General features: G+C 74.5%; 27 protein-coding genes. 6 read left to right on the plus strand and 21 right to left on the minus strand.

The window, feature by feature from the left end; genetic code table 11:
- Positions 1-3 precede the first annotated feature (3 nt).
- From IU369_RS00225 to IU369_RS00245, 5 genes are all read right to left on the minus strand, one after another.
- A complete protein-coding gene (locus IU369_RS00225) occupies positions 4-504 on the minus strand; it encodes an NADH-quinone oxidoreductase subunit NuoE family protein (RefSeq protein ID WP_217922550.1) in 501 nt (166 codons plus the stop codon).
- On the minus strand, positions 501-1,724 hold the full coding sequence (gene nuoD / locus IU369_RS00230; RefSeq protein ID WP_343233262.1) for an NADH dehydrogenase (quinone) subunit D: 1,224 nt from the start codon (positions 1,722-1,724) through the stop codon (positions 501-503). The genes IU369_RS00225 and nuoD overlap by 4 nt, the downstream gene beginning before the upstream one ends.
- Before the next feature lie 138 nt (positions 1,725-1,862).
- Positions 1,863-2,345, minus strand: a complete 483-nt coding sequence (locus IU369_RS00235) for an NADH-quinone oxidoreductase subunit C (protein WP_217922552.1) — start codon at positions 2,343-2,345, stop codon at positions 1,863-1,865.
- Entirely contained in the window at positions 2,342-2,824 is a 483-nt protein-coding gene (locus tag IU369_RS00240; protein ID WP_246551574.1) for an NADH-quinone oxidoreductase subunit B, read from the minus strand. The genes IU369_RS00235 and IU369_RS00240 overlap by 4 nt, the downstream gene beginning before the upstream one ends.
- A gap of 101 nt (positions 2,825-2,925) precedes the next feature.
- A complete protein-coding gene (locus IU369_RS00245; RefSeq protein ID WP_217922554.1) occupies positions 2,926-3,282 on the minus strand; it encodes an NADH-quinone oxidoreductase subunit A in 357 nt (118 codons plus the stop codon).
- A gap of 182 nt (positions 3,283-3,464) precedes the next feature.
- On the opposite strand from IU369_RS00245, the gene IU369_RS00250 reads away from it, so the two are divergent.
- Both IU369_RS00250 and IU369_RS00255 read left to right on the plus strand, forming a co-directional pair.
- Positions 3,465-3,773, plus strand: a complete 309-nt coding sequence (locus IU369_RS00250) for a tetratricopeptide repeat protein (protein WP_217922555.1) — start codon at positions 3,465-3,467, stop codon at positions 3,771-3,773.
- Positions 3,770-4,564 carry an ABC transporter permease gene (locus IU369_RS00255; protein WP_217922556.1) on the plus strand — a complete coding sequence of 265 codons (795 nt, stop codon included), beginning with the start codon at positions 3,770-3,772 and terminating at the stop codon, positions 4,562-4,564. Before IU369_RS00250 ends, IU369_RS00255 begins: the two co-directional genes overlap by 4 nt.
- Before the next feature lie 28 nt (positions 4,565-4,592).
- Here the strand turns inward: IU369_RS00255 and IU369_RS00260 are convergent, their stop codons facing one another.
- The 6 genes from IU369_RS00260 to IU369_RS00285 all read right to left on the minus strand — a co-directional run bounded on the left by IU369_RS00260 (position 4,593) and on the right by IU369_RS00285 (position 9,332).
- Positions 4,593-4,871: a hypothetical protein gene (locus tag IU369_RS00260; protein WP_217922557.1), complete on the minus strand. Its 279-nt coding sequence runs from the start codon at positions 4,869-4,871 to the stop codon at positions 4,593-4,595.
- A 91-nt stretch (positions 4,872-4,962) separates the two neighbouring features.
- Complete coding sequence (locus IU369_RS00265; protein ID WP_217924315.1) at positions 4,963-5,346, minus strand: DUF3054 domain-containing protein; 384 nt, start codon at positions 5,344-5,346, stop codon at positions 4,963-4,965.
- Entirely contained in the window at positions 5,343-6,770 is a 1,428-nt protein-coding gene (locus IU369_RS00270; RefSeq protein WP_217922558.1) for an NAD-dependent malic enzyme, read from the minus strand. Before IU369_RS00270 ends, IU369_RS00265 begins: the two co-directional genes overlap by 4 nt.
- A gap of 71 nt (positions 6,771-6,841) precedes the next feature.
- Complete coding sequence (locus IU369_RS00275) at positions 6,842-8,005, minus strand: VWA domain-containing protein (RefSeq protein ID WP_217922559.1); 1,164 nt, start codon at positions 8,003-8,005, stop codon at positions 6,842-6,844.
- Between the two features lie 44 nt (positions 8,006-8,049).
- On the minus strand, positions 8,050-8,892 hold the full coding sequence (locus IU369_RS00280) for an AAA family ATPase (RefSeq protein ID WP_217922560.1): 843 nt from the start codon (positions 8,890-8,892) through the stop codon (positions 8,050-8,052).
- Positions 8,889-9,332: a hypothetical protein gene (locus IU369_RS00285; protein ID WP_217922561.1), complete on the minus strand. Its 444-nt coding sequence runs from the start codon at positions 9,330-9,332 to the stop codon at positions 8,889-8,891. Before IU369_RS00285 ends, IU369_RS00280 begins: the two co-directional genes overlap by 4 nt.
- Before the next feature lie 106 nt (positions 9,333-9,438).
- On the opposite strand from IU369_RS00285, the gene IU369_RS00290 reads away from it, so the two are divergent.
- The 3 genes from IU369_RS00290 to IU369_RS00300 are packed head-to-tail and all read left to right on the plus strand — an operon-like array spanning position 9,439 to position 12,179.
- On the plus strand, positions 9,439-10,398 hold the full coding sequence (locus tag IU369_RS00290) for a GDP-mannose 4,6-dehydratase (protein WP_217922562.1): 960 nt from the start codon (positions 9,439-9,441) through the stop codon (positions 10,396-10,398).
- A 3-nt stretch (positions 10,399-10,401) separates the two neighbouring features.
- The gene (gmd, locus tag IU369_RS00295; RefSeq protein WP_217922563.1) at positions 10,402-11,382 is read left to right on the plus strand and encodes a GDP-mannose 4,6-dehydratase; all 981 of its coding nucleotides are present in this window, start codon (positions 10,402-10,404) and stop codon (positions 11,380-11,382) included.
- The gene (locus tag IU369_RS00300; protein WP_217922564.1) at positions 11,379-12,179 is read left to right on the plus strand and encodes a hypothetical protein; all 801 of its coding nucleotides are present in this window, start codon (positions 11,379-11,381) and stop codon (positions 12,177-12,179) included. Before gmd ends, IU369_RS00300 begins: the two co-directional genes overlap by 4 nt.
- On the opposite strand, the gene IU369_RS00305 is transcribed toward IU369_RS00300, so the two are convergent.
- The 10 genes from IU369_RS00305 to IU369_RS00350 are packed head-to-tail and all read right to left on the minus strand — an operon-like array spanning position 12,158 to position 24,515.
- Positions 12,158-13,417: an ABC transporter ATP-binding protein gene (locus tag IU369_RS00305; RefSeq protein WP_217922565.1), complete on the minus strand. Its 1,260-nt coding sequence runs from the start codon at positions 13,415-13,417 to the stop codon at positions 12,158-12,160. The two genes, IU369_RS00300 and IU369_RS00305, sit on opposite strands and share 22 nt — an antisense overlap.
- On the minus strand, positions 13,417-14,205 hold the full coding sequence (locus IU369_RS00310; protein ID WP_217922566.1) for an ABC transporter permease: 789 nt from the start codon (positions 14,203-14,205) through the stop codon (positions 13,417-13,419). Before IU369_RS00310 ends, IU369_RS00305 begins: the two co-directional genes overlap by 1 nt.
- A complete protein-coding gene (locus tag IU369_RS00315; RefSeq protein ID WP_217922567.1) occupies positions 14,202-15,410 on the minus strand; it encodes a glycosyltransferase family 4 protein in 1,209 nt (402 codons plus the stop codon). The genes IU369_RS00310 and IU369_RS00315 overlap by 4 nt, the downstream gene beginning before the upstream one ends.
- A complete protein-coding gene (locus IU369_RS00320) occupies positions 15,407-16,462 on the minus strand; it encodes a glycosyltransferase family 4 protein (RefSeq protein WP_217922568.1) in 1,056 nt (351 codons plus the stop codon). The genes IU369_RS00315 and IU369_RS00320 overlap by 4 nt, the downstream gene beginning before the upstream one ends.
- Complete coding sequence (locus IU369_RS00325; RefSeq protein ID WP_217922569.1) at positions 16,459-17,616, minus strand: glycosyltransferase family 4 protein; 1,158 nt, start codon at positions 17,614-17,616, stop codon at positions 16,459-16,461. Before IU369_RS00325 ends, IU369_RS00320 begins: the two co-directional genes overlap by 4 nt.
- Before the next feature lie 9 nt (positions 17,617-17,625).
- The gene (locus tag IU369_RS00330; protein ID WP_217922570.1) at positions 17,626-18,822 is read right to left on the minus strand and encodes a class I SAM-dependent methyltransferase; all 1,197 of its coding nucleotides are present in this window, start codon (positions 18,820-18,822) and stop codon (positions 17,626-17,628) included.
- Positions 18,819-19,724, minus strand: coding sequence for an FkbM family methyltransferase (locus IU369_RS00335; RefSeq protein WP_217922571.1), 906 nt, complete (start codon positions 19,722-19,724; stop codon positions 18,819-18,821). The genes IU369_RS00330 and IU369_RS00335 overlap by 4 nt, the downstream gene beginning before the upstream one ends.
- On the minus strand, positions 19,721-20,962 hold the full coding sequence (locus tag IU369_RS00340; RefSeq protein ID WP_217922572.1) for a glycosyltransferase family 4 protein: 1,242 nt from the start codon (positions 20,960-20,962) through the stop codon (positions 19,721-19,723). The genes IU369_RS00335 and IU369_RS00340 overlap by 4 nt, the downstream gene beginning before the upstream one ends.
- On the minus strand, positions 20,851-22,368 hold the full coding sequence (locus IU369_RS00345; protein WP_217922573.1) for a hypothetical protein: 1,518 nt from the start codon (positions 22,366-22,368) through the stop codon (positions 20,851-20,853). The genes IU369_RS00340 and IU369_RS00345 overlap by 112 nt, the downstream gene beginning before the upstream one ends.
- Positions 22,365-24,515, minus strand: coding sequence for a glycosyltransferase family protein (locus IU369_RS00350; protein WP_217922574.1), 2,151 nt, complete (start codon positions 24,513-24,515; stop codon positions 22,365-22,367). Before IU369_RS00350 ends, IU369_RS00345 begins: the two co-directional genes overlap by 4 nt.
- 95 nt (positions 24,516-24,610) lie before the next feature.
- Between IU369_RS00350 and IU369_RS00355 the strand changes: the two genes are divergently transcribed.
- Complete coding sequence (locus tag IU369_RS00355; RefSeq protein WP_217922575.1) at positions 24,611-25,891, plus strand: MATE family efflux transporter; 1,281 nt, start codon at positions 24,611-24,613, stop codon at positions 25,889-25,891.
- Position 25,892: the final 1 nt, after the last annotated feature.

Below are 25,892 nucleotides of genomic sequence, written 5' to 3' on the forward strand. Positions count from 1 at the left end.
CCGCTATCTCCAGAGACGCTCGGGCCGGGGGCTGCTGCGGAGCTGGTCGAGCAGGGCCGCGCCGTCGGCGGGCGACAGCGGCCCCTGGGTCTCCTCCGCGTCGACCTGCACGCAGGGCGCGCGGTCGCAGTAGCCCAGGCACTGGGCCTCCTGGATGGTGATCGCGCCGTCCTCGCTGGTGCCCCCGTGGTGGGAGACGCCCTCGTGGTCGCAGAGGTGCTCGAAGAGCTCGTCCGCGCCGCGGAGCATGCAGGACAGCGTCACGCAGACCGACACGACCCGCTCGCCCGTGGGGCGGAGGTAGATGCGGTCGTAGAACGAGGCGACGCTCTCGACGTAGGCGGGCGAGTACCCGGTCGCCTCGGCGACGGCCTCGAGGTCCTCGCGCGTGAGGTGGCCCTTCTCGGTCTGGGCGAACTTCAGCGCGGGGAGGATGAGCGACTTCCCGTCGCCGTACTCGTGGCGGATGGGGTCGATGTGGCCCCGGATCTCGTCGGCGGTCACCGGTCGACGCCTCCCATGACGTTGTCCAGCGAGCCGATCATCGTGATCAGGTCCGCGAGGTAGGCGCCCTTCGCCATCGGCCGGAGCGCCTGAAGGTTCACGAAGCTGGGGTCGCGCATGTGCACGCGGCGGGGCTTCGGCGAGCCGTCGGCGACGACGTAGCAGCCGAGCTCGCCGCGGGGGCTCTCGACGGCGGTGTAGGCCTCGCCCTCCGGCACCCGGAAGCCCTCGGTGACGAGCTTGAAGTGGTGGATGAGCGCCTCCATCGAGGTGGAGAGCTCGCCGCGGGGCGGCAGCACGACCTTGCGGTCGTCGGCGATGTGGCGGCCCTCCGGCATGCCGTCGAGGGCCTGCCCGATGATCCGGACCGACTCGCGCATCTCGCGGATGCGGACGGTGTACCGGTCGTAGGCGTCGCCGGTCGCGCCGAGCGGGACCTGGAAGTCGAAGTGCTCGTACCCCGAGTACGGCGTCGTCTTGCGCAGGTCGAGGTCGACGCCGGCGGCGCGCAGGGCGGGCCCGGTGACGCCGAGGTCGATGAGCTGGTCGGCGGGGAGCACCCCGACGCCGCGGGTGCGGTCGATCCAGATCGGGTTCTCGGAGAGGAGCCCCTCGTACTCGTCGATGCGCGCCGGCATCTCGTCGATGAACGCGCGGAGGCGCTGCTCGAAGCCGGGGGGCATGTCGTCGGCGCAGCCGCCCACCTGGAAGAACCGGGTGTTCATGCGCTCGCCGGCGATCATCTCGCCGAGGTCGAGGGCCTTCTCGCGCTCGCGGTACGTGTAGAACATGACGGTCAGCGCGCCGAGCTCGAGGCCGCTGGTGCCGAGCCAGACGAGGTGGCTCGTGATGCGGTTCAGCTCGCACATGATCACGCGGATGTACTGCGCGCGGTCGGGCACCTCGAGCTCGAGGAGCTTCTCCACCGACATCGTGTACGCGTGGATGTTGAAGTACGACGCCAGGTAGTCCATCCGCGTGACGAGCGTGATGGCCTGCCAGTACGTCTTGTTCTCGCACTGCTTCTCGATGCCGGTGTGCAGGTAGCCGATCACCGGGTGGATGTCGCGGATGACCTCGCCGTCGAGCTCGGTGACGAGGCGCAGCACGCCGTGGGTGGAGGGGTGCTGCGGGCCGAGGTTGATGATCATCGGCTGCCGCGAGCCGGGGTCGGACTCGGTGGTCGCCTCGAGCGTGGCGAGCGCCTCCTGCGGCGTCATCGCCTCGGCGCCCGCGATCGCGCGCTCGGTCTCGGTGAGGCCGCGGCCCTCGCGGCGGGCGGCCTCGAGCGCCTCGCGCGCCTCGGCCTCGACGGGGATGCCCTCGCCGGCGATGTCGGTGCTCATGGCGTCCCCGTCCTAGACCGCATCGGTGAACTGGACCTCCTCGCCGCCGAGCGGGTAGTCACGCCGCAGCGGGTGGCCCTCCCAGTCGAGGGGCATGAGGATGCGGGCCAGGTCGGGGTGGTTGCGGAAGCGGACGCCGAACATGTCGTACACCTCGCGCTCGTGCCAGTTGGCCGTGGCCCAGACGGAGGTGACCGAGTCGAGCTCGGGCCGGTCGTCGTCGCCGGGGACGGCCCAGCAGCGCAGCCGCAGGCGCGCGCCGGTCTCGAGCGAGAAGAGGTGGTACGCGACGCGGAAGCGCCGGGGGTCCTCGATGATGTCCGCGCAGTTGACGTCGGACAGCAGCACGCACGCGAGGGGCGGCCCCTTCACGAAGCGGGCGACCTCGAGCAGCCGCTCGGGGGCGATCTCGATGGTGAGCTCGCCGGCGTGGCTGACCTCGTCGATGACCGAGCCCGCGACGGCGGACTCGATCGTCGCGCGCACCTCGCTCACCCGGCACCCGAGCCCGCGCGCTCGCGCCGCAGGTCGGAGGCGGTGGCCAGGCCGTTCGCGCCGATCTTCCTCTGGAGGACGAGGATGCCCTCGATGAGGCCCTCGGGGCGCGGCGGGCAGCCGGGCACGTAGACGTCGACGGGGACGACCTTGTCGACGCCCTGCACGAGGGCGTAGTTGTTGAACACCCCGCCGGTCGAGGCGCAGGCGCCCATGGAGATGACCCACTTGGGCTCCAGCATCTGGTCGTAGATGCGGCGCAGCACGGGGGCCATCTTCTGGGCGACGCGGCCGGAGACGATGAGGAGGTCGGCCTGGCGCGGCGAGGCGCGGAACACCTCGGCGCCGAAGCGGGCGATGTCGTACCGCGGGGTGGCGGTGTGCATCATCTCGATCGCGCAGCAGGCGAGGCCGAAGGTGGCGGGCCAGATCGACGAGGAGCGCGCCCAGGCGAGCGCCTTGTCGAACGTGGTGAGCATGAGGCTCTTCTCGAACTCGGCCTCCTGGATCTCGCGGAGGTCGCGGTCGATGTCCGGATCGGTCCGCGGCGCCCGCTCGATGGGGCTGCCGGGAGGTGGGATCAGCGCCATTCGAGCGCCCCCTTCTTCCAGATGTAGACCAGCGCCTCCACGACGGTGAAGACGAAGACCAGGAGGACCACCAGGCCGAGCACGCCGTCGTCGCGGAGCGTCACCGCGATCGGGTAGAGAAACGCGAGCTCGATGTCGAAGACGATGAACAGCATCGCCGTGAGGTAGAAGTCGATCGAGAACCGCTGCCGCGTGGGCGCCCCGGGGAGGATCCCGCTCTCGTACGGCAGGATCTTGGCGGGGTTCGGCTTGCTCTTGACGACCTTGCTCAACGAGAAGATCGCACCGGCCACGGCCAGGCCGCCGGCGAAGTAGATCAGGATCGGCAGGTAGTCGGAGAGCTCCACGGGCCTCTCTCGGAGCGTGGGGATCGGCAGAGCGCGGGACGTTCCCGTCGTGCACGCTACCAACGGCTCCCGGACCCCGCATCAATGTGACGATCGGTACGGCTCCGGCCGGTTGGCGCGCCTCCGGATCATGTCGCGTGGGAGGGGGTCGCCGCCCGCCCACCGCCTGTACCGTGGCCGGTGTGCAGGACCGCATCGACTACTTCGCGCGGCTGGTCGCCGAGGACCCGACGGTGGCGCGCGCCCGCTTCGCCTACGCGAACGAGCTGCTCCGGGCGGAGCGGTGGGAGGACGCCGTGGAGCAGCTGCGGGCGTACCTCGACCTGGCGGAGGACGAGGGCAACGCGTGGGGGCGCCTCGCGGAGGCCCTCACGGCGCTCGGCCGGGTCGACGAGGCCGCCGACGCGTACCTGACGGGCATCGACCAGAGCCTGAAGCACGGCCACACCGGCATGGCCTCCGACTTCGAGGCCGCCATCGACGCGCTGTGAGCGCGGCGGGCCGGGTCGCCGCCGCCTACGCGTTCTGGCCCCGCGGGGCCGTGCACATGTGGTCGCGCAACGCGACGGTGGGGCGCAAGACCCTCCTGACGAGCCTCACGCCGCGCTTCCTCGAGGCGATCGCGTACCTGGCGATCATGGGCCTCGGCCTCGGGACGTACCTCACGACGGTGGAGGGCGTCGACTACGTCGACTTCATCGCCCCGGGCGTGGCGGCGAGCACGGTGATGTTCGGGGCGATCATCGAGACGACGTACAACTCGTTCGTCCGCATCCACGTGCGGCGGGTGGTGGAGGCGGTCGTCACGACGCCGCTGTCCCTCGCGGACGTGGTGGTGGGCGAGTACCTGTGGGCCGCGACCCGGGCGGTGGTCTACGGGATCGTCTTCCTGATCGTGATGGCGGCGTTCGGCCTGATCCACTCGCCGATGGCGCTGCTGCTGCCCCCGGTGTTCGTCATCGGCGCGCTGACGTTCGCGGTGCTGGGGATGGCGTACACGTCGATGGTGTCGAGCATCGAGCACTTCAACATCCTCTTCACGGGGCTGCTGACGCCGATGTTCCTGTTCGGCGGGGTCTTCTTCCCGTTCTCGGGACTCCCCGACTGGGCCCAGGTGGTCGGCTGGTGCCTGCCCCTCTCGCACCTGGTCGCGGCGACCCGCGACCTGACCCTCGGCGGGGCGGACGGGTGGACCCTCGTCCACGTCGGCGCCCTCCTCGCGATCCTCCTCGCGGCGTTCCCCTTCCCGGCCCGGCGCCTGCGACGGACGCTGCTCCGCTAGGTCCGCCGGGCCGGACCGGGGCGCCGCACTAGGCGTCCGTCTCGCCCACCGCCTCCACCTCGATCGTCTGCGGCGGCCCGGCGAGGCCGGCCGCCGCCATGACGCGCGGCGTCTCCGGGTCGTCCATGAACCGCCGGTAGTCGTCGCGGGACCAGTCGAACAGGACGATCACCTCGTCCGGCTGGTCGAGGTTCCGGAACACCCTGGCCCCCGAGGAGCCGTACGTGCGCCGGTGCTCGGCGCCCGCCGTGGTGAACGTGGACCAGAACCGGTCGAAGTCGCCGATGGTGACGCGTGCCAGGAGCATCTGAGACCCCCTCCGCCTCCATTGCCGTGGGGCGAGCCTACGACCGGCCCGGGCCCCGTGGCCAGGGTCGCTCACGGGCGGGGTCCGCCCGTCAGACCCGCGCCGCGCCCCTCCGCCGCTCGACGACCCGCACGGCCAGGCGCCACCCGAGGAGGAGGACGCCCAGCACGATCGCCGCGACCACCACGAACGACGGGGCGGTGCCGCGGTCGAACACGAGCCCGCGGAGCGCCATCCCCGCCGTCAGCGCGCCCGCCCAGGCGGCGACGCCGGTGGTGAGGGCGACGGGCGCCCGCCCCCCCCGCGCGACGGCCCACCCGGCGGCCGCCCCGATCAGGAACGGGGCGGCGACCTCCAGCGTGCCCGCGACGGCCGAGCCCTCGTCGTGGCTCGCGCGGCCCAGGGCCGCGAAGAGGACGATCCCCGCGGCGTCGGCGAGGACCGCCGCCGCGATGGCGCGGGGACGGACGATCAGGAGGTCGGGGCCGCGGCCCCCGCCGTGATCCGCGCGACCCCGGTCCGCTCCGCGGCGGCGCGGACGGCGGCGGCGACGTTCGGCACGAGCCGCTGGCTGAAGATCGACGGCACCACGTTGACCTCGGACACGCCCCCGTCCTCGGCGGCGGTCGCGGCGATCGCCTCCGCGGCGGCGAGGGTCATCTCCACGTTGATCTCCGTCGCGCGGCAGTCGAGCGCGCCCCGCCAGATGCCGGGGGACGCGAGGCCCGAGTTGATCTGGTTCGGCACGTCCGGCCGGCCCGTCGCGTAGACGCGGGCGACGCCGGCGGCCTCCTCGGGCAGCAGCTCCGGGTCGGGCATCGCCAGCGCCAGCACGACGGGGTCGGGCGCCATCGCGCGCACCGCGTCCGCCGACAGCAGGCCGGGCGCCGACAGGCCGACGAACGCGTGGGCGCCCGCCAGGACCTCCGTGACCGGGCCGGAGAGGCCCGCGGCGTTCGTGTTCTCCGCGATCCAGGTGAGGCCCTCGTCGTCGAGGTCGCCGCGCCCCGCGTGGACGGCGCCCTTGCTGTCGCAGGCGACGACGGTGCCGACGCCGGCGGCGACGAGGAGCCGCACGACGGCCTGCCCGCCGGGGCCGAGGCCCGCCACCACCACGGTCGCCTCGGAGAGGGGGGTGCCGACGATGCCGAGGCCGTTGGTGAGGGCGGCCAGCACCGCGGCCGCGGTGCCCTGCTGGTCCTCGTGGAAGACCGGGATGTCGAGGCGCTCCTGGATGAGGCGCTGCACCTCGAAGCACCGGGGCGCGGCGATGTCGCTCAGGTGGATGCCGGCGAACACCGACGAGCACAGGACCACGGCCTCCGCGATCTCCGCGGGGTCGCGCAGGTCGACGGGCAGCGGGAACGCGTCGATCGCCGCGAGGCGGCGCAGCAGCGCGGCCTTCGCCTCCAGCGCCGGCAGCGACGCCTCCGGGCCGAGGTCGCCCTGGCCGACGACGGACGAGCCGTCGCTCACGACCATGACGCTGTTGCCCTTGATCGTGTACTCCCAGGCCTGCTCGAAGTCGTGGTGGATCGCCATGCAGACACGGGCGACGCCCGGGGTGTAGGCCATCGACAGGTCGTCGCGGGTCGCGACCGGCACCCGGTTCTGCATCCCCACCTTCCCGCCGGCGTGGGCGAGGAAGACCCGGTCGACGCTCGACTCGACGGTGACGCCCTCGACGCCCCCGACGGCGCGGGTGACCTCGGCGCCGTGCGCCTCGTCGCGGGCGTACACCGCGATGTCGCGGGTCACGCTCTCCTTGCCGGAGCGCACGATGTCCACGCCGCCCACCTGCCCGCCCGCGTCCCCGATCGCGGCCATCACGCGGCCGAGCATCCCCACGCGCGCCGGGATGGTGGCGCGGACGGTCAGCGAGTAGTTGGGCTGCGACATCGGTGGACCTCGTTGTGCGATCGGCTGGCCGGGACAGCCTACCCGGCCCTCCCGCGACGAGGGTCCCTGCGTCAGGCGGCCATCAGGTCCTCGACGGCGGCGCCGAGGCCGTCGACCGACAGCTCGTGCATCGGGAAGAGGGTCCGGACGGCCGCGAGGGTCCGGGCGCCGTGGACCCCCGGCCACCACTCCGCCGGGACCGGGTTCAGCCACGCCCGCGCCGGGTGCCGCGACGCGAGCCGCTCCAGCCACGTCCAGCCCGGCTCCTCGTTGTGCTGGTACCAGTCGATCGCCCCGCCCACCATCGTCAGCTCGCTCGGGGCCATGCACGCGTCCCCCACCACCACGAGCTTGTGGTCCGGGCTCGTCCGCGCCAGCACGTCGAGGGTCGCCTCCGACTGCGACGGCAGCATCCGCGCCGACGCGTACAGGCGGTCGTAGACGCAGTTGTGGAAGTAGCGGACCGTCAGGTCCCGGAAGCGGCCGTTCTGGTGCACCGCGCTGAACAGCCGCCCCACCAGCTCCGCGTGGGCGTCCATCGACCCGCCCACGTCGAGCAGCAGCAGCACCCGGACGGCGTTGCGCCGCGGCCGGCGGAACCGCAGGCTCAGCCGCCCCGCCGCGTCGGCGGTCGCGTCGATCGTGTCCGCCACATCGAGCTCCGTCGCGGGACCGTCGAGGCGGGTCGTGAGGCGCCGCAGCCGCCGCAGGGCGACGCCCATCTCCCGCACCCCGATGACCGCGTCGGTGCGGTGGTCGCGGAACCGCCGCTCCGCCGCCACCTGCGCCGCGGTGCGGTGCCCGCTCGCCCCCCCGATCCGGATGCCGCCCGGGTGCCACCCCGAGTGCCCGAACGGCGACGTGCCGCCCGTCCCGATGTGCTTCGAGCCGCCGTGGTGGGCGCCGTCCTGGTTCGCGAGCCGCTCCGCGAGGCGTGCCCGCAGGTCGTCGAGGTCGAGCCGCCCGAGCGCCGCCTCGAGCCGGGCCCGCTGCTCCCCCGTCGGGGTGAGGGCCCCCGGGTTCGCGTCGAGCCACTCCCACACCGCGTCGGTGATCTCGTCGCCGGTGCGCTCCAGGCCCGACAGGTAGTCCGCGAAGGCGAGGTCGTAGTCGTCGTAGTGGCGCTCCGACTTCACCAGCATCGCGCGGGCCAGCAGGTACAGGCGGTGCAGGCTCGAGTCGGCGAGGCCGCGCCCGAGCGCCCCCTGGAACGCGAGCCATTCGTCCACCGCCACGGGCACCCCCCGGGCGCGCAGGCCGTGGAAGAGACCCTCGAAGATTACGTGCCCCGGGGGACCCGCCGCGCCCGGACGGCGAGGTGCCGGCGCGCCATCTCGACGTCGAGGGGCGTCTTCAGGACCACGCCGAGGAACGGCAGCTCCGCCACGACCCGCTCGGCGGGGACGCCGCCGATGACGAGGGCCTGGACCCAGTCGATCAGCTCGCTGGTGCTCGGGCGCTTCTGCAGGCCCTCGAACGACCGCAGCACGTAGAACGCCTCGAGGGCGGCGGCGAGGAGCGACTCGTCGAGGTCCGGGTGGTGGACCCGGACGATCGCCTCGAGCTCCTCCGGGCCGGGGAACGCGATGTAGTGGAAGACGCACCGGCGCAGGAACGCGTCCGGCAGCTCCTTCTCGGCGTTCGACGTCACCACCACCACGGGGCGCTGCACCGCGGCGACGGTCCGCCCCGTCTCGGGGATGTGGAAGCTCATCCGGTCGAGCTCCCACAGCAGGTCGTTCGGGAACTCGAGGTCGGCCTTGTCGACCTCGTCGATCAGCAGCACCACCCGGGTGGGCGACGCGAACGCCTCGCCGAGGCGCCCGAGGCGGATGTAGCGGGCGATGTCCGACGGGTCGCCCTCGCCGAACTGGCTGTCGTAGAGGCGCTGGACGGTGTCGTAGACGTAGAGCCCGTCCTGGGCGCGGGTGGTGGACTTGACGCCCCACACCAGCAGCTCCATCCCGAGCGCCTCGGCGATCGCCTCCGCCAGCAGCGTCTTGCCCGTCCCCGGCTCGCCCCGCACCAGCAGCGGCCGCTCCAGCGCCACGGCCACGTCGACGGCCGCCCGGAGCTCGTCACCCGCGATGTAGCCGGCGGTCCCCGCGAACCCCGTGCTCAACGGCGGGCGCGTCGCAGGATGGAGCTGCCCGCCCCCGTCAGGACCAGCGCCCCCGCGAGGGCGGTCAGGGCCAGGAACGGCCACGGCGGCTGGTCGCGCTCACCCGGCAGGGACGGCTCGGGCAGCAGCAGGGCGTCGCCGCTGCGCTCCGCCGCGAACGGCTGCGGGTCGGGGTCGGTCGACAGGCCGAGCATGTCGCGGTCGTACGTCTCCTGCACCGCGTCGGCGAACTCCCGGAAGGCCGGGTCGTCGCGGGCGAGGTCGAGCGTCGCCTCGAGGTCCGACGCGCCGTAGTGGCCGTCGATGACCCGGTCGAGGGCGTAGTCGCGGAAGATCTCCTCCGTCACGGAACGCCCGTCCGCGGCCTGGGCCGGGACGGCGACCGCGAGCAGCGCGAGCGCGAGGAGGCAGGCCGAGACGGCCCGTCGGACGAGATCCATCGGATGACAGTAGTGCGCCCCCCGTCCGCTCGGCAACCACGTCCCCGTATTCATACGAATCGCCCATGACCTGCCGGCGGGGACGCCCTTGGTAGCCTCACCGCCCGTGAGGGTCCTCATCACCGGCGCCACCGGATTCGCCGGACGGCACCTGTCCACCTGCTGCACCGCACTCGGCCACGAGGTGCACGCGCTGGTGCGGCCCGGACGCGAGGACGCCGTCGTCCGTGGGGTCCGCGCCCACGCCGCCGACCTCGCCGACCCCGCGCAGGTCGCCGCCCTCCTGCGTCGCGTCGCGCCGGAGGGGCTCGTCCACCTGGCGGGGGCCTCGTCGGTGGGTCGTTCGTTCGGCGACCCGCTCGGCACCTGGGACGTCAACCTCGGCGGCACCCTCTCGGTGCTGGAGGCCCTCCGCACCGAGGCGCCGCGCACGACGGCCCTCGTCGTGACGAGCGGGGAGATCTACGGCCGCGTCCCCGTCGATGCGCTCCCCGTCACGGAGCACACCCCGTTCGACCCGGTGTCGCCCTACGGGGCGTCGAAGGCCGCCGCCGACCTCGCCGCCGGGCAGTACCGCGCCGCCTACGGCGTCCACGCGGTGCGGGTGCGGGCCTTCAACCACATCGGCCCGGGGCAGGACGCCCGCTTCGTGCTGCCGAACATCGCCCGCCAGATCGCCCGGGCGGAGCGCGACGGCCTGCCGCGCGTCGAGGTCACGGTGGGGAACCTGGACACCCGCCGCGACTTCGTGGACGTCCGCGACATGGTGCGCGCCTACGTGCTGCTGCTGGAGCGCGCCGACCCCGACCAGGTGTACCTGGCGTGCGGCGGCCGGTCGACGCCGGTCCGGGAGATCATCGAGGGCCTCGCCCCCCTCGCCCGCATCCCGGTGGCGTTCACCTCCCACGAGGGCCTGCGCCGCGAGGGCGAGCAACCCGACCTCTATGGTTCGCCGGACCGCCTCCGGGATGCGACCGGATGGACCCCCGAGATCCCCCTGGAGACCACCCTCTCCGACACGCTCGACTGGTGGCGTGAGCGGGTGTCCCGCGACGACGAGGAGTAGACCGTGCCCCGCGCCCTCATCACCGGCATCACGGGTCAGGACGGCTCGTACCTGGCCGAGCTCCTGCTCGACAAGGGGTACGAGGTGTGGGGCGTCGTGCGCCGCGCGTCGACCGAGTCGTACGAGCGGATCGAGCACCTCCGCGACCGCCTGCACTTCGCCCAGGCCGACCTGCTCGACCAGCCGTCGCTGACGGCGGCGCTGCAGCAGGCCGAGCCCGACGAGGTCTACAACCTCGCCGCCCAGTCGTTCGTGCCGACGTCGTGGACGCAGCCGGTGCTGACGGCGGAGTTCACCGCGGTGGGCGTCACGCGGCTCCTCGAGGCGATCCGCCAGGTGAACCCGGCGATCCGCTTCTACCAGGCGTCGTCGAGCGAGATGTTCGGCCGCGTGCTGGAGACCCCGCAGAGCGAGGACACGCCGTTCTACCCGCGCAGCCCCTACGGGGTCGCGAAGGTCTACGGCCACTACATCACCGTGAACTACCGCGAGTCGTACGACCTCTTCGCGTGCTCGGGGATCCTCTTCAACCACGAGTCCCCCCGCCGCGGCCTGGAGTTCGTGACCCGCAAGGTCACCAACGGGGTCGCCCGGATCAAGATGGGCCTCGACGACCACCTGACCCTCGGCAACCTCGACGCCCGCCGCGACTGGGGCTTCGCGGGGGACTACGTCGACGCGATGTGGCGGATGCTGCAGCAGGACGAGCCGGAGGACTACGTCGTCGCGACCGGCGAGACGCACACGGTGGAGCGCCTCGTGCAGCTCGCCTTCGACCACGCCGGGCTCGACCGCGACGCCCACGTCCGCACCGACCCCTCCCTGATCCGCCCCGCCGAGGTCGACCTGCTCGTCGGCGACCCCGCGAAGGCGAAGGAGAAGCTCGGCTGGGAGCCCTCCGTCGACTTCGAGGGCCTCGTCCGGATGATGGTCGACGCCGACCTCGAGCGGCTCTCGGGCGCGGGGGGCGCGACGCGGGGGTGAGCGACCGCCGGGTCACCTACCTGGCCCTGGCCGCCCTCGGCGACCGCTACGCCGCCCACGGGCGGCCCGGCGCCGGGGATCCCGTGCCCGAGGACCTGACCCGCCACGAGCTGAAGGTCTTCTCCCAGAACGGCGAGGACGGCGTCATCGAGGCGATCCTCCGCCGCATCGGCGACGGCGGCGCCCCCTCGTTCGTGGAGTTCGGCATCGAGGGCGGCACGGAGGGCAACTGCGTCTTCCTCGCCGACGTCCTCGGGTGGCCCGGCCTCTTCATGGAGAGCGACCCCGCCGCGTTCGCCCGGCTGTCGGGCAAGTACGCCCACCACGCCGGCGTGCGGACCGTGAACGCGGCGGTCGGCCCCGGCAACGTCGCGCAGCTCATCCGCGACGCCGGGTTCCCCGACGGCCCCGCCGTCCTGTCCATCGACGTCGACGGCATCGACTACTGGATCTGGAGGGCGCTCGACATGCGCCCCCGCCTCGTGGTCGTCGAGTACAACGCCCACCTGCCGCCGGGGTCCGAGCTGGTGCAGCCCCTCGAACCCCCGATGAGCTGGGACGAGACCGACTACTTCGGCTCGTCGCTCGGGGCGCTGCGGGCGCTGGGGCGGCGTAGGGGCTACCGGTTCGTCCACACCGACCTCGCCGGGGTCAACGCCTTCTTCGTGCGCGACGACCTCGCCGGCGCCTTCCTGCCGGAGGACCGCGTCCCGGTGCGGGCGCCGAACTTCTCGCTCGCGGGCGGCGGCCACCGCCCGCACACCGGCGACCGCCGCTACGTGGACCCGAGCGCCTGAGGCGGCGCGGAGCCCGCGGGGACGCCGTCGCCCCCCGTGATGCTCCACGCACCCGACAGGTCCACCGGTCCCTGACCGGTGGCCCGCTGGAAGACGCTGAACTCCAGCCAGCGGTCGAGCCAGTGGTAGATCACCGACTCGTCGTGTGAGGCGATCGCGAGGCTCACCACGAAGCGCCCCTCGTGCAGCGGGAGGGCGGGGATGGCGAAGGTGACCCGCGCCGTCCCCTCGATCCGGTCGATCGGCAGGGCGTCCATGCGGGTGTTGGTCGCGTAGAGCGCGACCCCCTCGATCGTGTGGATCGACATGCCGACGTTCGGCGTCTCGACGCGCCCGTCGGTCTCGACGTCGATCTCGATGCGGAACGGGTCGCCCGACTGGAACCGGTCGGTCGGCCCGTCGGGGCCGGCGAGGACGCACGCGGAGATCCGCACCTCCTCGGTCCCCCACACCCGCGGGTCGTCGCCCTCCGCCCCCCGCCCCCCCGACGGCGACGCCGCGGCGCCCGCCAGCATGCGGTGGTAGGCGGCGAGAACGTCGCCGGGGGGTCCGTCGTCGGTGACCCGGCCGCCCTGCAGCAGCAGGGCCCGGTCGCAGACGCGCTCCACCGCGGCGGGGTCGTGGGACACGAACACGAGGGTCCCGCCGCCGCGCCGGAAGTCGGCGATCCGCCCGAAGCACTTGCGCTGGAAGGCCTCGTCGCCGACGGCCAGCACCTCGTCGAGCAGGAGGACGTCCGGGTCGACGTGGGCGGCGATGGCGAACGCGAGGCGCATCGACATGCCGCTCGAGTAGGTCCGGACCGGCATGTCGATGAAGTCGGCGAGCTCGGCGAACGCCACGATCGCGTCGAAGCGCTCGGTCACCTGGCGTTCGGTGAGCCCCTGGATCGTCCCGTTCATGAACACGTTCTCGCGGCCCGTGAAGTCGGGGTGGAAGCCGGCGCCGAGCTCCAGCATCGACGCGACGCTGCCGCCGATCTCGACGGTCCCCTCCTTCGGCGGGACGATGCCGGCGAGCAGCTTCAGGAGGGTGCTCTTGCCGGAGCCGTTCTCGCCGACGATCGCGACGGACTCCCCGGGGGCGATGTCGAGGTCGACGTCCTTCACGACCCACCGCTCCTCATAGGCCGCGCGCCGCCGTCGCAGCAGCGTCTCCTTCAGCGTCTGGTTGCGCTCGTGGAAGACGCGGAAGCTGCGCGACACCCCCCGGATGCGGATGCGCCCGGGCTCCACCATCAGAGCTCGACCGCCATCTCGGGCTCCAGGCGCCGGAACGCCCACCAGCCGACCCCGAGCACCACCGCGGCCGCGACGACGGAGTAGACGACGTCTCCGAGGGCGGGCCACCGCCCCCAGAACAGGGTGTCCTGGACCGTCAGGATGAACGGGGCGATGGGGTTGGCGTAGTGCAGGAGGTCGATCGCCCACTCGCGCCCGGCGCCGCCGGGGACGGTGTCGAACGAGTAGAAGACCGGGCTGAGGAAGATCCACGGCATCGCGACGGCGCCGAGGATGTGCTCCACGTCGCGGAAGTAGACGTTCAGGGCGGCGACCAGCAGCCCGAAGCCGATCGTGAACGCCGCGAGCAGCACGATCAGGACGGGCAGCAGCACCAGCGGCAGCCGTGCCCCCTCGGTGAGCAGGACGCAGAGCGGCAGCGCGACGGCGAGCATCGCGGCGGCCGTGAAGCCGTTGCCGGTGATCGCGGCGAGGGGGACGATCTGGCGGGGGAAGCTCACCTTCGTCACGAGGCTGGCGTTGCCGACGAGGCTCCGTGCCGCGACCTGCGCCCCGCCCATGAAGAACGTCCACACCGTCAGCCCGACGAACAGGAACAGGGCGTAGTTCGGGATCTCGATCTTCAGCAGGAACTTGAAGACGACCGAGTACGCGCCGACCATGATCGCCGGCGTCACGAGGGCCCACGCGAGGCCGAGGACGGAGCCCTTGTAGCGCTGGCGCACCTCGCGGCGTGCGAGGTTGCGGAACAGCGGGGCGTGGCGGGTGATCTGTGCGGCCGTCACGTGGCCGAGTGTAGCCCCGTGGCGGGAGGTTCCCGCCCCGCCGCCTCGTGCAGCGCGGAGAGCCACCGGGCGCGCAGGCGCTCCCAGCTGCACTCGCGCTCGGTGAAGCGGCGGCCCTGGCGCCCGAGGGCGGTGGCCAGCGGGCGCGCCCGGGCGAGCAGGTCGATCATCACCGCGTACTCGTCCGGCCCGTCGTACCAGAGCCCGCCGCCGGAGCGCCGGGACTGGCCGACCAGCACCGGCGACGCCGCGTTCGCGAGGGTCGGCCGGCCGTGGCTCCACGCCTCGAGCTGGCTGAACGACAGGCTCTCGTAGGGGGAGGGGACGATCACGACGGCGGCGCCGGCGGTGGCGTCGTGCTTGACCTCCTCCCCGACGAACCCCGTCCGGTGCAGCCACGGGTGGGCGGGGAGGTCCATCGCGCCGCCGCCCATCAGGACGAGGTCGAGCCCCTCGGGCCGGGCCCGGCGGTACCGCGCGTGGGCCTCGACGAGCGCGGGGACGCCCTTCGAGCCGTCCATCCGGCCGACGTACAGGGCGTAGGGGCGCCCGCCGACCGTGGGGGCGAAGCGCGCCGGGTCGGCGGCGGGGGCGGGGTCGAGCCCGGCCCCCGCGATCCGCGCCCGGTCGGGGCCGACGCCGAAGCGCCGCGCCGCGAACTCCGCCTCCTCCGGCGTGCTGAACATCAGCACCCGGGCGGCGTCGAAGACCTCGTCGAACACGCGGAGGGTGGCGGGCGGCTCGTCGTGGAGCGTCGGGGCGAGCACGGCCCGGTCGCGCACCCGCGTGATGACGTCGGCGGTGGTGGCGTAGAGGTAGGTGACGAAGGCCACCGCGTCGTAGGGCTCGGCGTCGAGGTGGGCCGCGAGGCCGGGGGCGACCGGCCCCTGGGCCGCCATCCACCGGCGCCCGAGCTCGACGTCGCCGGGGGCGGCGTACGCCCGCGGCGAGAGTGCGTCGAACGCCGCGGGGTCGCGTGGCGTGGGCACCGGGAACCGCAGCACCCGGACCCCTTCCACCTCGTCCTCGCCGGGCGGGTAGTGGTCCTCCCACGTGCGGTAGTCGAGGGCGCAGGTGGTGAGGACGGTGAGGTCGACGGCGTCGTCGATCAGCCCCGCCACCCGCCGCGCGAGGGCCTCGGCCCCGCCGTTCACCTCGGCCCCGTACCGCTGCACCACGAGCGCGACGCGCAGGCGGTCGCTCACGCCGGGCGGCCCGGATCCAGCACGGGGGCGAGGGCGTCCCGCAACCGCCCGGCGACGACGTCGTGGTCGAGGCCCGCCAGGCGGCGCCGCGCCGCGCGCGCCAGGCCGCTCCGCGTGGCGGGCGAGCCGATCACCTCCGCCAGCGCCTCCGCGGCGAGCGGGAGGTCCCGCTCGATCACCAGGCCGGCCCCGCCGACCGTCTCGCGGATCGCCCCGGCGTCGCGCGCCACCACCGGCACGCCGCGGGCCATCGCCTCCACCAGCGGCGCGCAGAAGCCCTCGTGCTCGGACATGCAGAGGTAGGCGTGCGCCCCCGCCCACGCGTCCTCGAGGGCGTCGTCGGCGACCCAGCCGGTCAGCCGCACCCCGGTCGCGCCGACCCGCGTGGCGAGCAGCTCGAGCGCCGCCCGGTACCCGGTGAAGCCGCCGTCCCCGCCCACCAGCGTCAACCGCGCGTCCGGGGCGTGCTCGCGCTGGTACAGCGTGAAGGCGCGGATCACGTCCTCGAGGCGCTTGTTCGGGACGACCCGGCCCACGGAGATCACCGACGGGGGCCCATCGACGGGACGCGCCGCGTCGGGGGGCGACGGCAGGTCGAGCAGCAGCGGCACGACCTCGACCCCGACCCCGCCGGCGGCCTCCAGCTCCTGTGCGTTGAAGGTCGAGTCGGCGACGAGCGCGACGGCGCGCGGCACGATCCCCGGCAGCATCGCGCGGGCCCGGTCGCAGTCGTCCGCGAGCGCCGGGTTGTGGGGGCGCAGCAGGTGCCCGGGGGTGACGTTGTGGTAGCAGACCGCGAGCGGCCCGCCGGCCTCCAGCGCGGCCCCGACGACCGCGCTGCCGATCGACAGGTGCAGGATCAGCGACCCCCCGCCCAGGTCGCGGACGTCGGCGAGGCGGCGCACCCGGCCGGCCAGGTCGGGGTGGACGTGCTCCGCGACGATGTCGCCGGTGTGGCCCCACCGGGCCAGCAGGTCGGCCCAGGCCAGCGCCTGACCGGTCACGGCGTCACCGGGCGCGGCGGCCGCGAGGAGCTGGTGGACCCGCGTCACGCCGCGAGCCCCCCCGCGACCTCGGCGAAGCGCCGCGCGACGGCCGTCCACCCGTAGACGTCGAGCACGTACTCGCGGCCCCGGGCGCCCATCGCCCGCGCCGCCGCCGGGTCGGCGCGCAGGCCGTCGAGGGCGTCGCGGTACTGGGCGTACGTCCCGAACGCGAGGCCGCCGCCCGAGGCGGCGCAGTGGTCGCGCATCACCTCGGAGCCGGCGGCGACGAGCGCCGGGGTCCCCTCCAGCCAGGCCTCCATCAGCACGATCGAGAGGCTCTCGAGCTGCGACGGGTTCACGAGTGCGACGGCGCCCGCGTAGGCGGCGCGCTTGTCCTCCTCCGACAGGTAGCCCAGCCGCGTGACCACGCCCTCCGCGGCGGCAGGTGGGCGGTAGCCGCCGCTGCCGATGAGCACGAGCCGCGGCGCCCCGGGGCGCTCACGGGCGTAGCGGACGGCGTGGTCGACGGCGACGTCGACCCGCTTGCCCTCCTCCAGGCGCCCCGCGTAGAGGACGTACTCCCCGAGGCCCCGCTCCTCCCCGAAGCCGGGTCGCGCCGGGCCGGGCGGCGGGTCGAACCCCATGCCGACGACCCCGCCGCCGCGGACGTCCGCGAGCCGGCGGGCGAGGCGCTCCTCGGCGGGGGCGTTGAAGACGCACCCGCGGGCGCGGCCGAGCATGCGGCGCACCGTCGCGAGGTGGGCGTACGGCTCGTCGTGCAGGCACGGGAGCACCGCCGCGCGGTCGGCGTCGGCGAACGTCCCCCAGATGGTCGTGCCGAACAGGTAGGGGCAGAGGATCGCGAGGTCGTGGGGCGTCGACTCGAGCCACCGTTCCAGGTCCTCCGACCACACGCTCTGGGCGAGCCACTCGACCTCGTCGAGGTAGGTCGCCCGCCCCTCCAGCACGGCGGCGTGCAGGACGTCGTAGCGGTGGGCGGTCCGTGGGCTCACGGGGAAGCGGCGCACCGTCACCCCGTCCACCACCTCCGCCCCGGCGGGCAGCTCGTTGGCCCAGGTGCCGTGGTCCCGGGCGCAGGTGGTGGCGACCTCGACGGTCCACCCGGGCGGCGTCGCCCGGGTGGCGAGGGCGCGCACCAGCGTCTCGGCCCCGCCGACGACGTCGCGGCCGTAACGCGGCACGACCCAGACCAGGCGCATCCGGGTGCGCTACCTCCACGCCAGGACGGCGTAGTCCTGGAATCCGTAGAGGAGGTCGTTGAGGCGTCCGACGACGGCGTCGAGGCGCTCGGCGACGGGGCCCTCGACGCCACCCGTCGGCAGCAGGACCTCCGGGGGCGCGGGCGACAGGCGCCGCACCTCGACCCGCGAGAAGCCCGCCATGTCGCAGAGGAACGCGAGCGTGTCGGGGTGGACGGGGGACAGGTGCGTTGGATCCCGGTGGAAGTTCACCGACCCCGCGACCAGGGACTCGGGGTTCGGCGTCTCCATCACCAGCACGCCGCCCTCGGCGAGGCGGTCGTGGGCGAGCTCGATCAGGCGGATCATCACGGCGGGCGGGAGGTGCTCGACGACGTGGCTCGCGACGACGCCGTCCACCGCCCCCGCCTCCAGTGACTCCAGGTGGGTGAGGCCGTCGGCCTCGACGACCTCCAGGCCGAGCTCGCCGAGCCGTGCGACGAACTCGGGCTCGGTCTCGACGCCGTAGGCGGGGACGCCGTGCTCGCCCAGCAGGGTCAGGAGCTCGCCGTGCCCGCAGCCGAGGTCGACCACGCGCGTCCGTCCCTCCAGTGCGTCGAGGTACGACGCCTGCCGGGCGCGGATCTGCTCGGGGGAGCCGCCGAAGCGCGCCTTGAACGCGGGGTAGTCCATCGGGATCTCGCTGCCGCCCGGCGCGGGCGCGGCGGCGGGGCCCGCGGGCGCGGCGGGCGCGCCCGCGGCCGGCCGGGGCGTGCGCTCCGCCCGCTCCAGGCGCGCGAGGCGCACCCCGGCCTCGAGCCGCTCCAGGCCCTCGATGCGCCCCATCAGCGCCTGCAGGTCGCGCTCGGCGCGCCCGCGGGCCTCCGACTCGGCGGCGAGCGCGGCCGTCGCCCAGCGGCGCAGCTCGCGCTGCTCCCCGTCGAGGCGCTGCACGGCGACGCTCGTCTGGCGGGCGAGGTCGTCGAAGACGTGGACGAGCAGGCGCAGGATCGTCCGCTTGACCAGGGTCAACGGCCGCCCGAGGCCCCGTTTCGTCGAGTAGGCGAGCTCGGGCCGGAACACGACGGGCGCGTCGTCGGCGGGCAGCTCCAGGTCGATCCCGGTCAGGTCGTCGCCGTAGGCCCCGGCCGCGCGGCGGCGCGCGACCCGCTCCCGCAGCTCCGCCACCAGGCGGTCCACGTCGATGTCGCCGCCGGGGTCGGTCACGGCGTCCTCCAGGCCCAGATCGTCCCCGACCCGGGCTCCTCGTCGCGTACGGGGCCGACGACGTAGCCGGCGCCCTCCAGCGCGGCCCGTGCCGCCGCCGCCGGGTCGCCGCCGGGGGCGCCCCAGGCGTGGAACTCCATCACGACGACGGCCGCCCCCAGGTCGGCGAGCCGGGGGTCGGCCAGGATCGGCCACTCCCCGCCCTCGATGTCCATCTTCAGCAGGTCGCAGCCGGCGAGGAGGGGCATCACGTCGCGCGTGGGAACGGTGGTCGAGCCGGCGTCGCCGGCGTCCGCCGCGCGGGAGACGGCGAAGTGCCCGGTCATGAACGGCATGGTGCCGTCGGCGGTCGACGCCCCCGCGGGCACGACCTCCCAGCGGGCGTCGGGGCTCGCCCCGGCGTTGCGCCGCAGGATGGCGAGGTTGTCCGGGTCGGGCTCGACGGAGGTCACCTCGGCGCCCGGCCAGCGCCCCAGCGCGTAGAGGGCGAAGAGGCCGATGTTGGCCCCGAGGTCGACGATCCGCGGCGGCCGCCCGAGGGCGTCCAGGGCCGCGGCTGCGGCCGGCGGCGGCACGTACGAGCCGGCGGCGTGCGTCTCGTAGAGCGTGAAGATGTCCGGCGTCCCGCGGCGCAGGACGACACGCCGCCCGCTGCCGCGGAGGGTGTGGACGGCGACCTGGCCGCCGAGGGGGCGGGTCAGCGCCGTCCACACGGCGCCGGGGCTTCCGCCCCGCAGCCGCGCGGCCCCGTACGCGACGGGTCGCAGGGGCAGCATCGCGAGCTCTCCGGCCACCAGGCGGCCCGGGTCGCGCACGGCGCCCGCGGCGCCCCGCAGCGCGCGCACCCGGTGGCCCACCCGCAGCCCGGCGGCCAGGTCCCTCGCGCGGCGCAGGGCGCTCACCGGCCGCCGCCGAGGTGGGCGACGACGTCGGCCAGGTCGGCCCGCTCGCGCTCGCGGGAGAACCGCGTGACGGCGCGCTCGCGCGCCGCGACGCCCATGCGCCCGAGCTCCGCCGGGTCGGCGAGCAGCCCGCGCAGCACGTCGCGCAGCGCGTCGGCGTCGCCGGGGGGCACGAGCCGTCCGGTGGCGCCGTCCACGACGGTGCGGACCCCGGGCAGGTCCGACGCCACGACGGGGGTCCCGGAGGCCATCGATTCGATCAGGACGATGCCGAAGGCCTCCTCGCGGGTGACGGAGGGAAGGACGCTCACCGCACCGGCACGGTACAGCTCGCGCAGGGTCGCGTCGGACGCCGATCCGGCGAAGACGGCGGCCACGCCGCGCTCCCGCGCGAGGTCCTCGAAGCCCGGTCGCAGGCCGCCGTCGCCGACGAGCACGAGCTGGGCCTCGCCGGCCGGGATCCCCGCCATCGCGTCGATCAGCACGGGGACGCCCTTGAACGCGTGGCCCATGTCCATGCCCCCGACGAAGAGCACGATCGGGACGTCCGGGTCGATGCCGAGGGAGGCGAGCACGCCGGGGTCGGCGGGCCCGGGGTGGAAGCGCTCGACGTCGATGCCGTACGGCAGCTCGACGAGGGTGTCGAGGCCGAGGCGCCCGATGCTGGCGTCGGCGGCGTAGTCGAGGCTGCTGACCATCACGCGCTCCGCGCCGCGCAGGATCCAGGGGGCGACGGTGCGGTCGTAGGCGCGCACGATCGCCCCCCGCACCCCCGCGGCCGGCACGTCCATGTGGAAGAACGCGGCGTACGGGATGCCGCGCGCCCGCGCGGCGAGCACGGCGGCCTCGGCGCCGCCGTAGAAGGGGTAGTGCAGCATCAGCGCGTCGGCGCGCGCGACGTGCGCGGCGATCGTCGGGACCACCGCCGAGACCCCGTGGCGGGCGAGCGCCGGCAGGCGCCGCACGACCACGCCGCCATCGTGCTCGTGGCGGGGCTCGTCGCCCTGGGTGGGGCAGAGGATCGTGACCTCGTGGCCCGCCTCCACCAGCGCGGCGGACTGCCGGGCGGCGGCGTTGCCGATCCCCCCGCGGTACGGCGGGTAGGAGCAGACGGCGGCGGCGATCCTCAGGGCGCCTCCCGCCGGGCGCGGCGGCCGGCGCCGGGGCGGACCGCCCGCAGGCCGTCGGCGATCTCGGCCCGTCGCAGGCGGGCGGTGGGCTCGCCGGCGAGGGTCCACGGGCGGGCGCCCTCCGCGGCGCGCGCCCGCGAGGCCTGGTAGATCACGCCGCCCACGGCGAGCACCGCGATCAGGCTCATCAGCAACGCGCTGACGGACCACTGGCCGGGCACGGCGGTCATCTGGGGCCACAGGTCGGCGGGCGTGAAGCGCGCGGTGGCGAGGGAGTCGAGGACCTTCGGGCGTCCCACGTTGTTGAACATGATGTCGAAGCCGAGGCGGAACGGCGCGATCATCGTGATCGCGAGGCTCACCGCGGCGAGGGCCGCCGTGACGGTCCAGGCGAGCACGCCGCGCAGGGCGCTGATCCCCGCGGCCAGCATGATCGCGAGGGCGGGGATGGCGGGCAGGGTCTCGCGTCCCGGAGGGCTGTCGCCCGCGAGGAACGGCCCCCAGAAGTACACGACGAGGAACGGCACGAACGCCACGGCGAGGGTGGCGACGATGCGCCGGCCACGGGGGAAGCGCAGCAGGAACACCAGGCCGACGCCCGCCAGGATCCAGATCGGCGACAGCGGGATCGACCCGCGGGTCTGGTCGAGGAACCAGGCGAGGGGCTGGCGGAGGAATCGGTTGAGGGAGCCGTCGAAGGCGCTCGAGATCTCCTCGGTGCTCCCCGAGATGGTGAAGTTCCAGCGGTCGCGGGTGGCGTACGAGAACACCACGGTGCCCGCGAACCCGAGCAGCGGGCCGCCCACGACGAGCGGCCAGAAGCGCCGCCGCGCGGCCGGCAGCAGCACGGCGACGGCGAGGCCGACGGCGAGCGGCAGGTACTTCTGGTGCAGCCAGGGCAGCGCGGCCAGGGCCAGGCCGGCCACCGTCGCCGCGCGGGCGCTGCAGCCGATGCGCGGCGCGATCGCCAGGACCCCGCTGATCGCGAGCAGCGCGGGCACCTCCGTCCACACCGACGCCGCGTGCCACGCCAGCGGCACGCTCAGCCCCACGAGCAGGATCGCGAGCGCCGCGACGGGCTCGCCGAAGGTGCGGCGCAGGACGATGAACAGCAGCAGGAGGGAGGCGAGGTTCATCGCCGCGAACAGGAGGTAGACGCCGAGCACGCCGCCGACGGCGTTCGCGGGCTGCACCAGCACGACGCCGTTGGTGGGCATGAAGTTCGCGGGCGACGGGCCGCCTGCGGGATCGACCTTGAACGTCAGCGGCCCCGGGAAGGCGCGCAGGTCGGGGTCGAGGAACTGGTTGCGCAGGTCGAGGTCGCCGTCCTCCCAGACGCTCTCCCCCGTGAAGAAGTACTCGGGCTCGTCCCCGTAGAGGTGGCTCGAGTCGTAGCGCTCCAGGGCGAACGCGCCGTACCAGGCGATCAGGACCACGGCGACGGAAGCCGTGAGCAGCCGCGTCAGCCGCTGCCGGACGGCGGGGTCGTCCCACCGCGCGCGGAGGCCGCTCACCTCGGGCCCTCCAGCACCCAGGGGGCCATCTGGACGCTCGCGACGGCGGTGTCGGGGACGGTCGTGCGCACGACGGTCGTCCCGGCGGGCAGGTCGAGGTCGACCGTGACCTCGCCCCGCGTCCGCACCGGCACCACCCGCGGAGCGGCGTCGCCGGCGGCCACGGTGAGGTCCACGGGGGCGCCGGTCGGGGCCGCCTCGAACCGCACCCGGTACGTCCCCGCCACGGGGACGCGCACGCTGACCTCGCCGGGCCCGACGAGGGTGCGCCAGTTCACGAGGCGACCCCCGCCGAACTCGAGCCGCTGGGGCGTGAACCCCTGCGCCGTGAAGTACACCTGCCCGGCCGATGGCGCGGCGTCGACGCGCCAGACCTCGGACCCGTCGGCGAACCGCTCCGCCAGGGTGAAGCCGGCGGGCATCCGCCGTGGCAGGCGCATCTGGAGTGCGTCGTAGGCCCACCGGTTCAGCACGACGTACCGCACGCCCGCGCCGGCGAGGATCGCGGGGGTCTCCCGCGGCCGTGGGTCGAGGATCGTGCGGGTGAACTCGCCGCCGGGGTCCCCGGGGCCGTGCACCGCGTTCACGATCGGGTGGTGGTGGACCGTCCAGCCGAACATGTAGTACCGCCAGACGTTGGTGTTCCCGACCTCGGGGTACTCCATCACGGCGCCGCCGGGGTGGTCGGCGAGCCAGCGCCACGTGGCCTGCTCCTCCGCGGGCCGCTCGCCCAGCAGGGTCGGCTGCGTGGTCGGCAGGGGGAGCCCCATCCCGAGCTCGGCGCCGGAGAGGACGATGGCGCCCGCGACGAGGGCGTTGCGGCCGACGACCGACATCCGGGCGCCCAGCAGGTGCAGGCCGAGGGCGCCGAGGGCGCACAGGCCGACCATGGCGGCGATCACGAAGCGGCCGGGGGCGCGGATGAAGTCGAACACCTCGTAGAGGCCGCGTGACGGGAAGGTCACCTGGGAGCCCCACAGGTCGTAGGGACTGCGGAGGCTGACGGCGACGAGCGCGAGCACCATCGGCGCGCCGATCGCGAGGAGGGCCGCCTGGCGCGGCGGCAGCGACCGCCGCAACGCGACGCCGGTCGCGACGCCGGCGACGGCGAGGATCGCCGTCACCCAGCCGACGAACGCGAGGCGCTCGCCGCCGACCGACCCGATCGCGTACCACTCGCCGCCGACGATGCCCGTGAGGAACGCGCTGGTGTTGGGGGGCAGCCAGAAGTCCGAGAGCTCGGCCCCGAGCAGCGCGAGGTCGGACGGCGACCGCGCCAGGGAGCCCGTCGCCCCGCCGCTGTTGATCGCCGCGACGATGGCGAGGGGGGCGGCGACGAAGGCGACGATCGCGGCGCCGATGCCCGCGAGACGGCGGACCGCGGGCATCCAGCCGTCGCGCGTGCCGTGCAGGACGAACGCGACCGCCAGGCCGACGGCGGCCATCACGATCGCCATCGCCCCGATGTAGGGGAACGTCAGCCAGCAGAGGGCGACGGCGACGACGACGGCCGCGCCGGTGAGCGGGCGGGGGCGCACCGCCCACGCGACGAGGGCCATCAGCACCAGCGGGAGCGCCTGGTACTGGACCAGCGTCAGGAACGCCGTCGCGGCGAACAGGTGGTACGGGAAGGCGACGAAGACGAGACCCGCCCAGGCGGCGGGGCCGCGGCCGAGGCCCGCCCAGCGCACCAGCAGGTACATCGCGGCACCCGACAGGGCGAGGCCCGCGAGCGTGACGACGTTGTAGGCCACGATCGGGCCCGCGACCTTCGTGATCAGGACCGCGGGCAGCAGGGTCCCGAGCAGCGTCAGGTTCGCCGCGGCGGACGCCGGGCGCCCGTACGGCACCGCGACGTCCTCCTGCACGTAGTCGCGGATGACGGGGATGCCGTGCTCCGCGGCGTACCGGAAGTCGAACAGGTAGCCGAGCTGGTCGTTGCCGGGGAAGGGCGCCGTGATCAGCGTCCCGAAGTCGCGGGCGAGCGGCCAGGTGATGACGACGGCGAGCAGCCCGAAGGCGATGAGGACGACGGCGCCCTCGATCGCGACGGCGGCCACGCGCGCGCGGTCCGCGGACGTGACGACGGCGCGGGGCGACCGCGCCCTCCACCGGGAGCGGGTGGGCACGGAGGCAGGACGGCTCACCGGGGCCACTGTATCCGACGTCCCCGGCGCCCGATCGCGGCGGCCGCCGGGCCCCGGGATCGCGCTCCACTAGCCTTCCGACCCATGGTGACCCCGTGAGGATGCGCCCCCGCGGAGGCCACGCCGTCGGCTCCGGGCTGCAGGTCGCGGTCGGCCTCGGGCTGTGGAACCTCGGCAACTACGCGTTCTTCCTGATCGCCGGCCGCGTCCTCGGGCCGGCCGACTACGGCCTGGTCGCGGCGATCCTCTCCGGCGTGCTCGTGATCCAGACGCCGTTCACGAGCCTGCAGACCGCGCTCGCCCGCGTCGTCAGCTCCACGCCCCCCGCCCGCGGGGCGGCCCTGTACCGGGCGGCGCTGCGGACGGCGTTGCGCTGGACCCCGGCGGGCGCGGCGGTCGCGGCCCTCGCGGTGATCGCTGCGGGGGCCGTGCGCGACGACGTCCCGGTCGGGCCGCTGCTCGCGGCGATCGTCGTCCTGCTGCCCGTCGCCGTCTTCCCGCTGGTGCTCGGGCAGCTCCAGGGGGAGCGCCGGTTCGGGCGCTACGCCCTGACGATGGCCGCGTTCGGCCTGCCCCGGCCGGTGATGCTGCTGGCGCTCGTCGGCGGCGGTCTCGGCATCTACGCGGCGCTGCTCGGCACCGCGGCGACGACGATCCTGGCCGCCGTCGTCGGGGTGCTCTTCACCGCCGACCGCCTGCGGGCGACGGCCGCGGGGCCGCCCGACCCGGCGCTCGTCCGCGCGATGGGCGCCTCGCTGCTGCCGCTGCTCGTCGGCGTCACGGCGGTGGCCGTGATGTCGAACCTCGACGTGATCGCCGCCAAGCTCGCCCTCGACCCGGTCGACGCCGGCCTGTTCGCGTCGGCGGCCGTCCTCGCGAAGACGGTCTTCCTGGTGCCGCAGGCGATCACGATCGTGCTGCTCCCGCGCGTCGCCCACCGCCACGCGACCGGCCTCCCCACCGAGGCCCTCCTCGCGGTCTCCCTCGGCGCGACCCTGGTCCTCGGCGGGCTCTGCACCCTCGCGGCCCTCGTCCTGGCCGACCCGATCATGACCATCACCTTCGGCGAGGAGTTCGCCGACGGCGCGTCGATCCTGCCCGAGCTGACGGGGGCGATGACCCTGATCGGCGCGGCGCTGACCCTGCTCTACCACCAGGTCGCGCTCGGCAGCTACCGCGTCGCCTGGCTCCTGGCGGGCGCGGCGGGGGCGCTCGCGGTCGGCCTCGCGCTGGTGCACGACACCGCCGGGCACATCATCGCGGTCGACGCCGTCGTGGCGACGGCCGCGCTGCTCGCCCACGACCCCGTCTGCGGGCGCTCGGGCGACACGATCGTCGGCGGCACGCGCGCGCTGCTGCGCACCCGGGCCGCCTGAG

Source organism: Miltoncostaea oceani (assembly GCF_018141545.1).
Classification (GTDB): domain Bacteria; phylum Actinomycetota; class Thermoleophilia; order Miltoncostaeales; family Miltoncostaeaceae; genus Miltoncostaea; species Miltoncostaea oceani.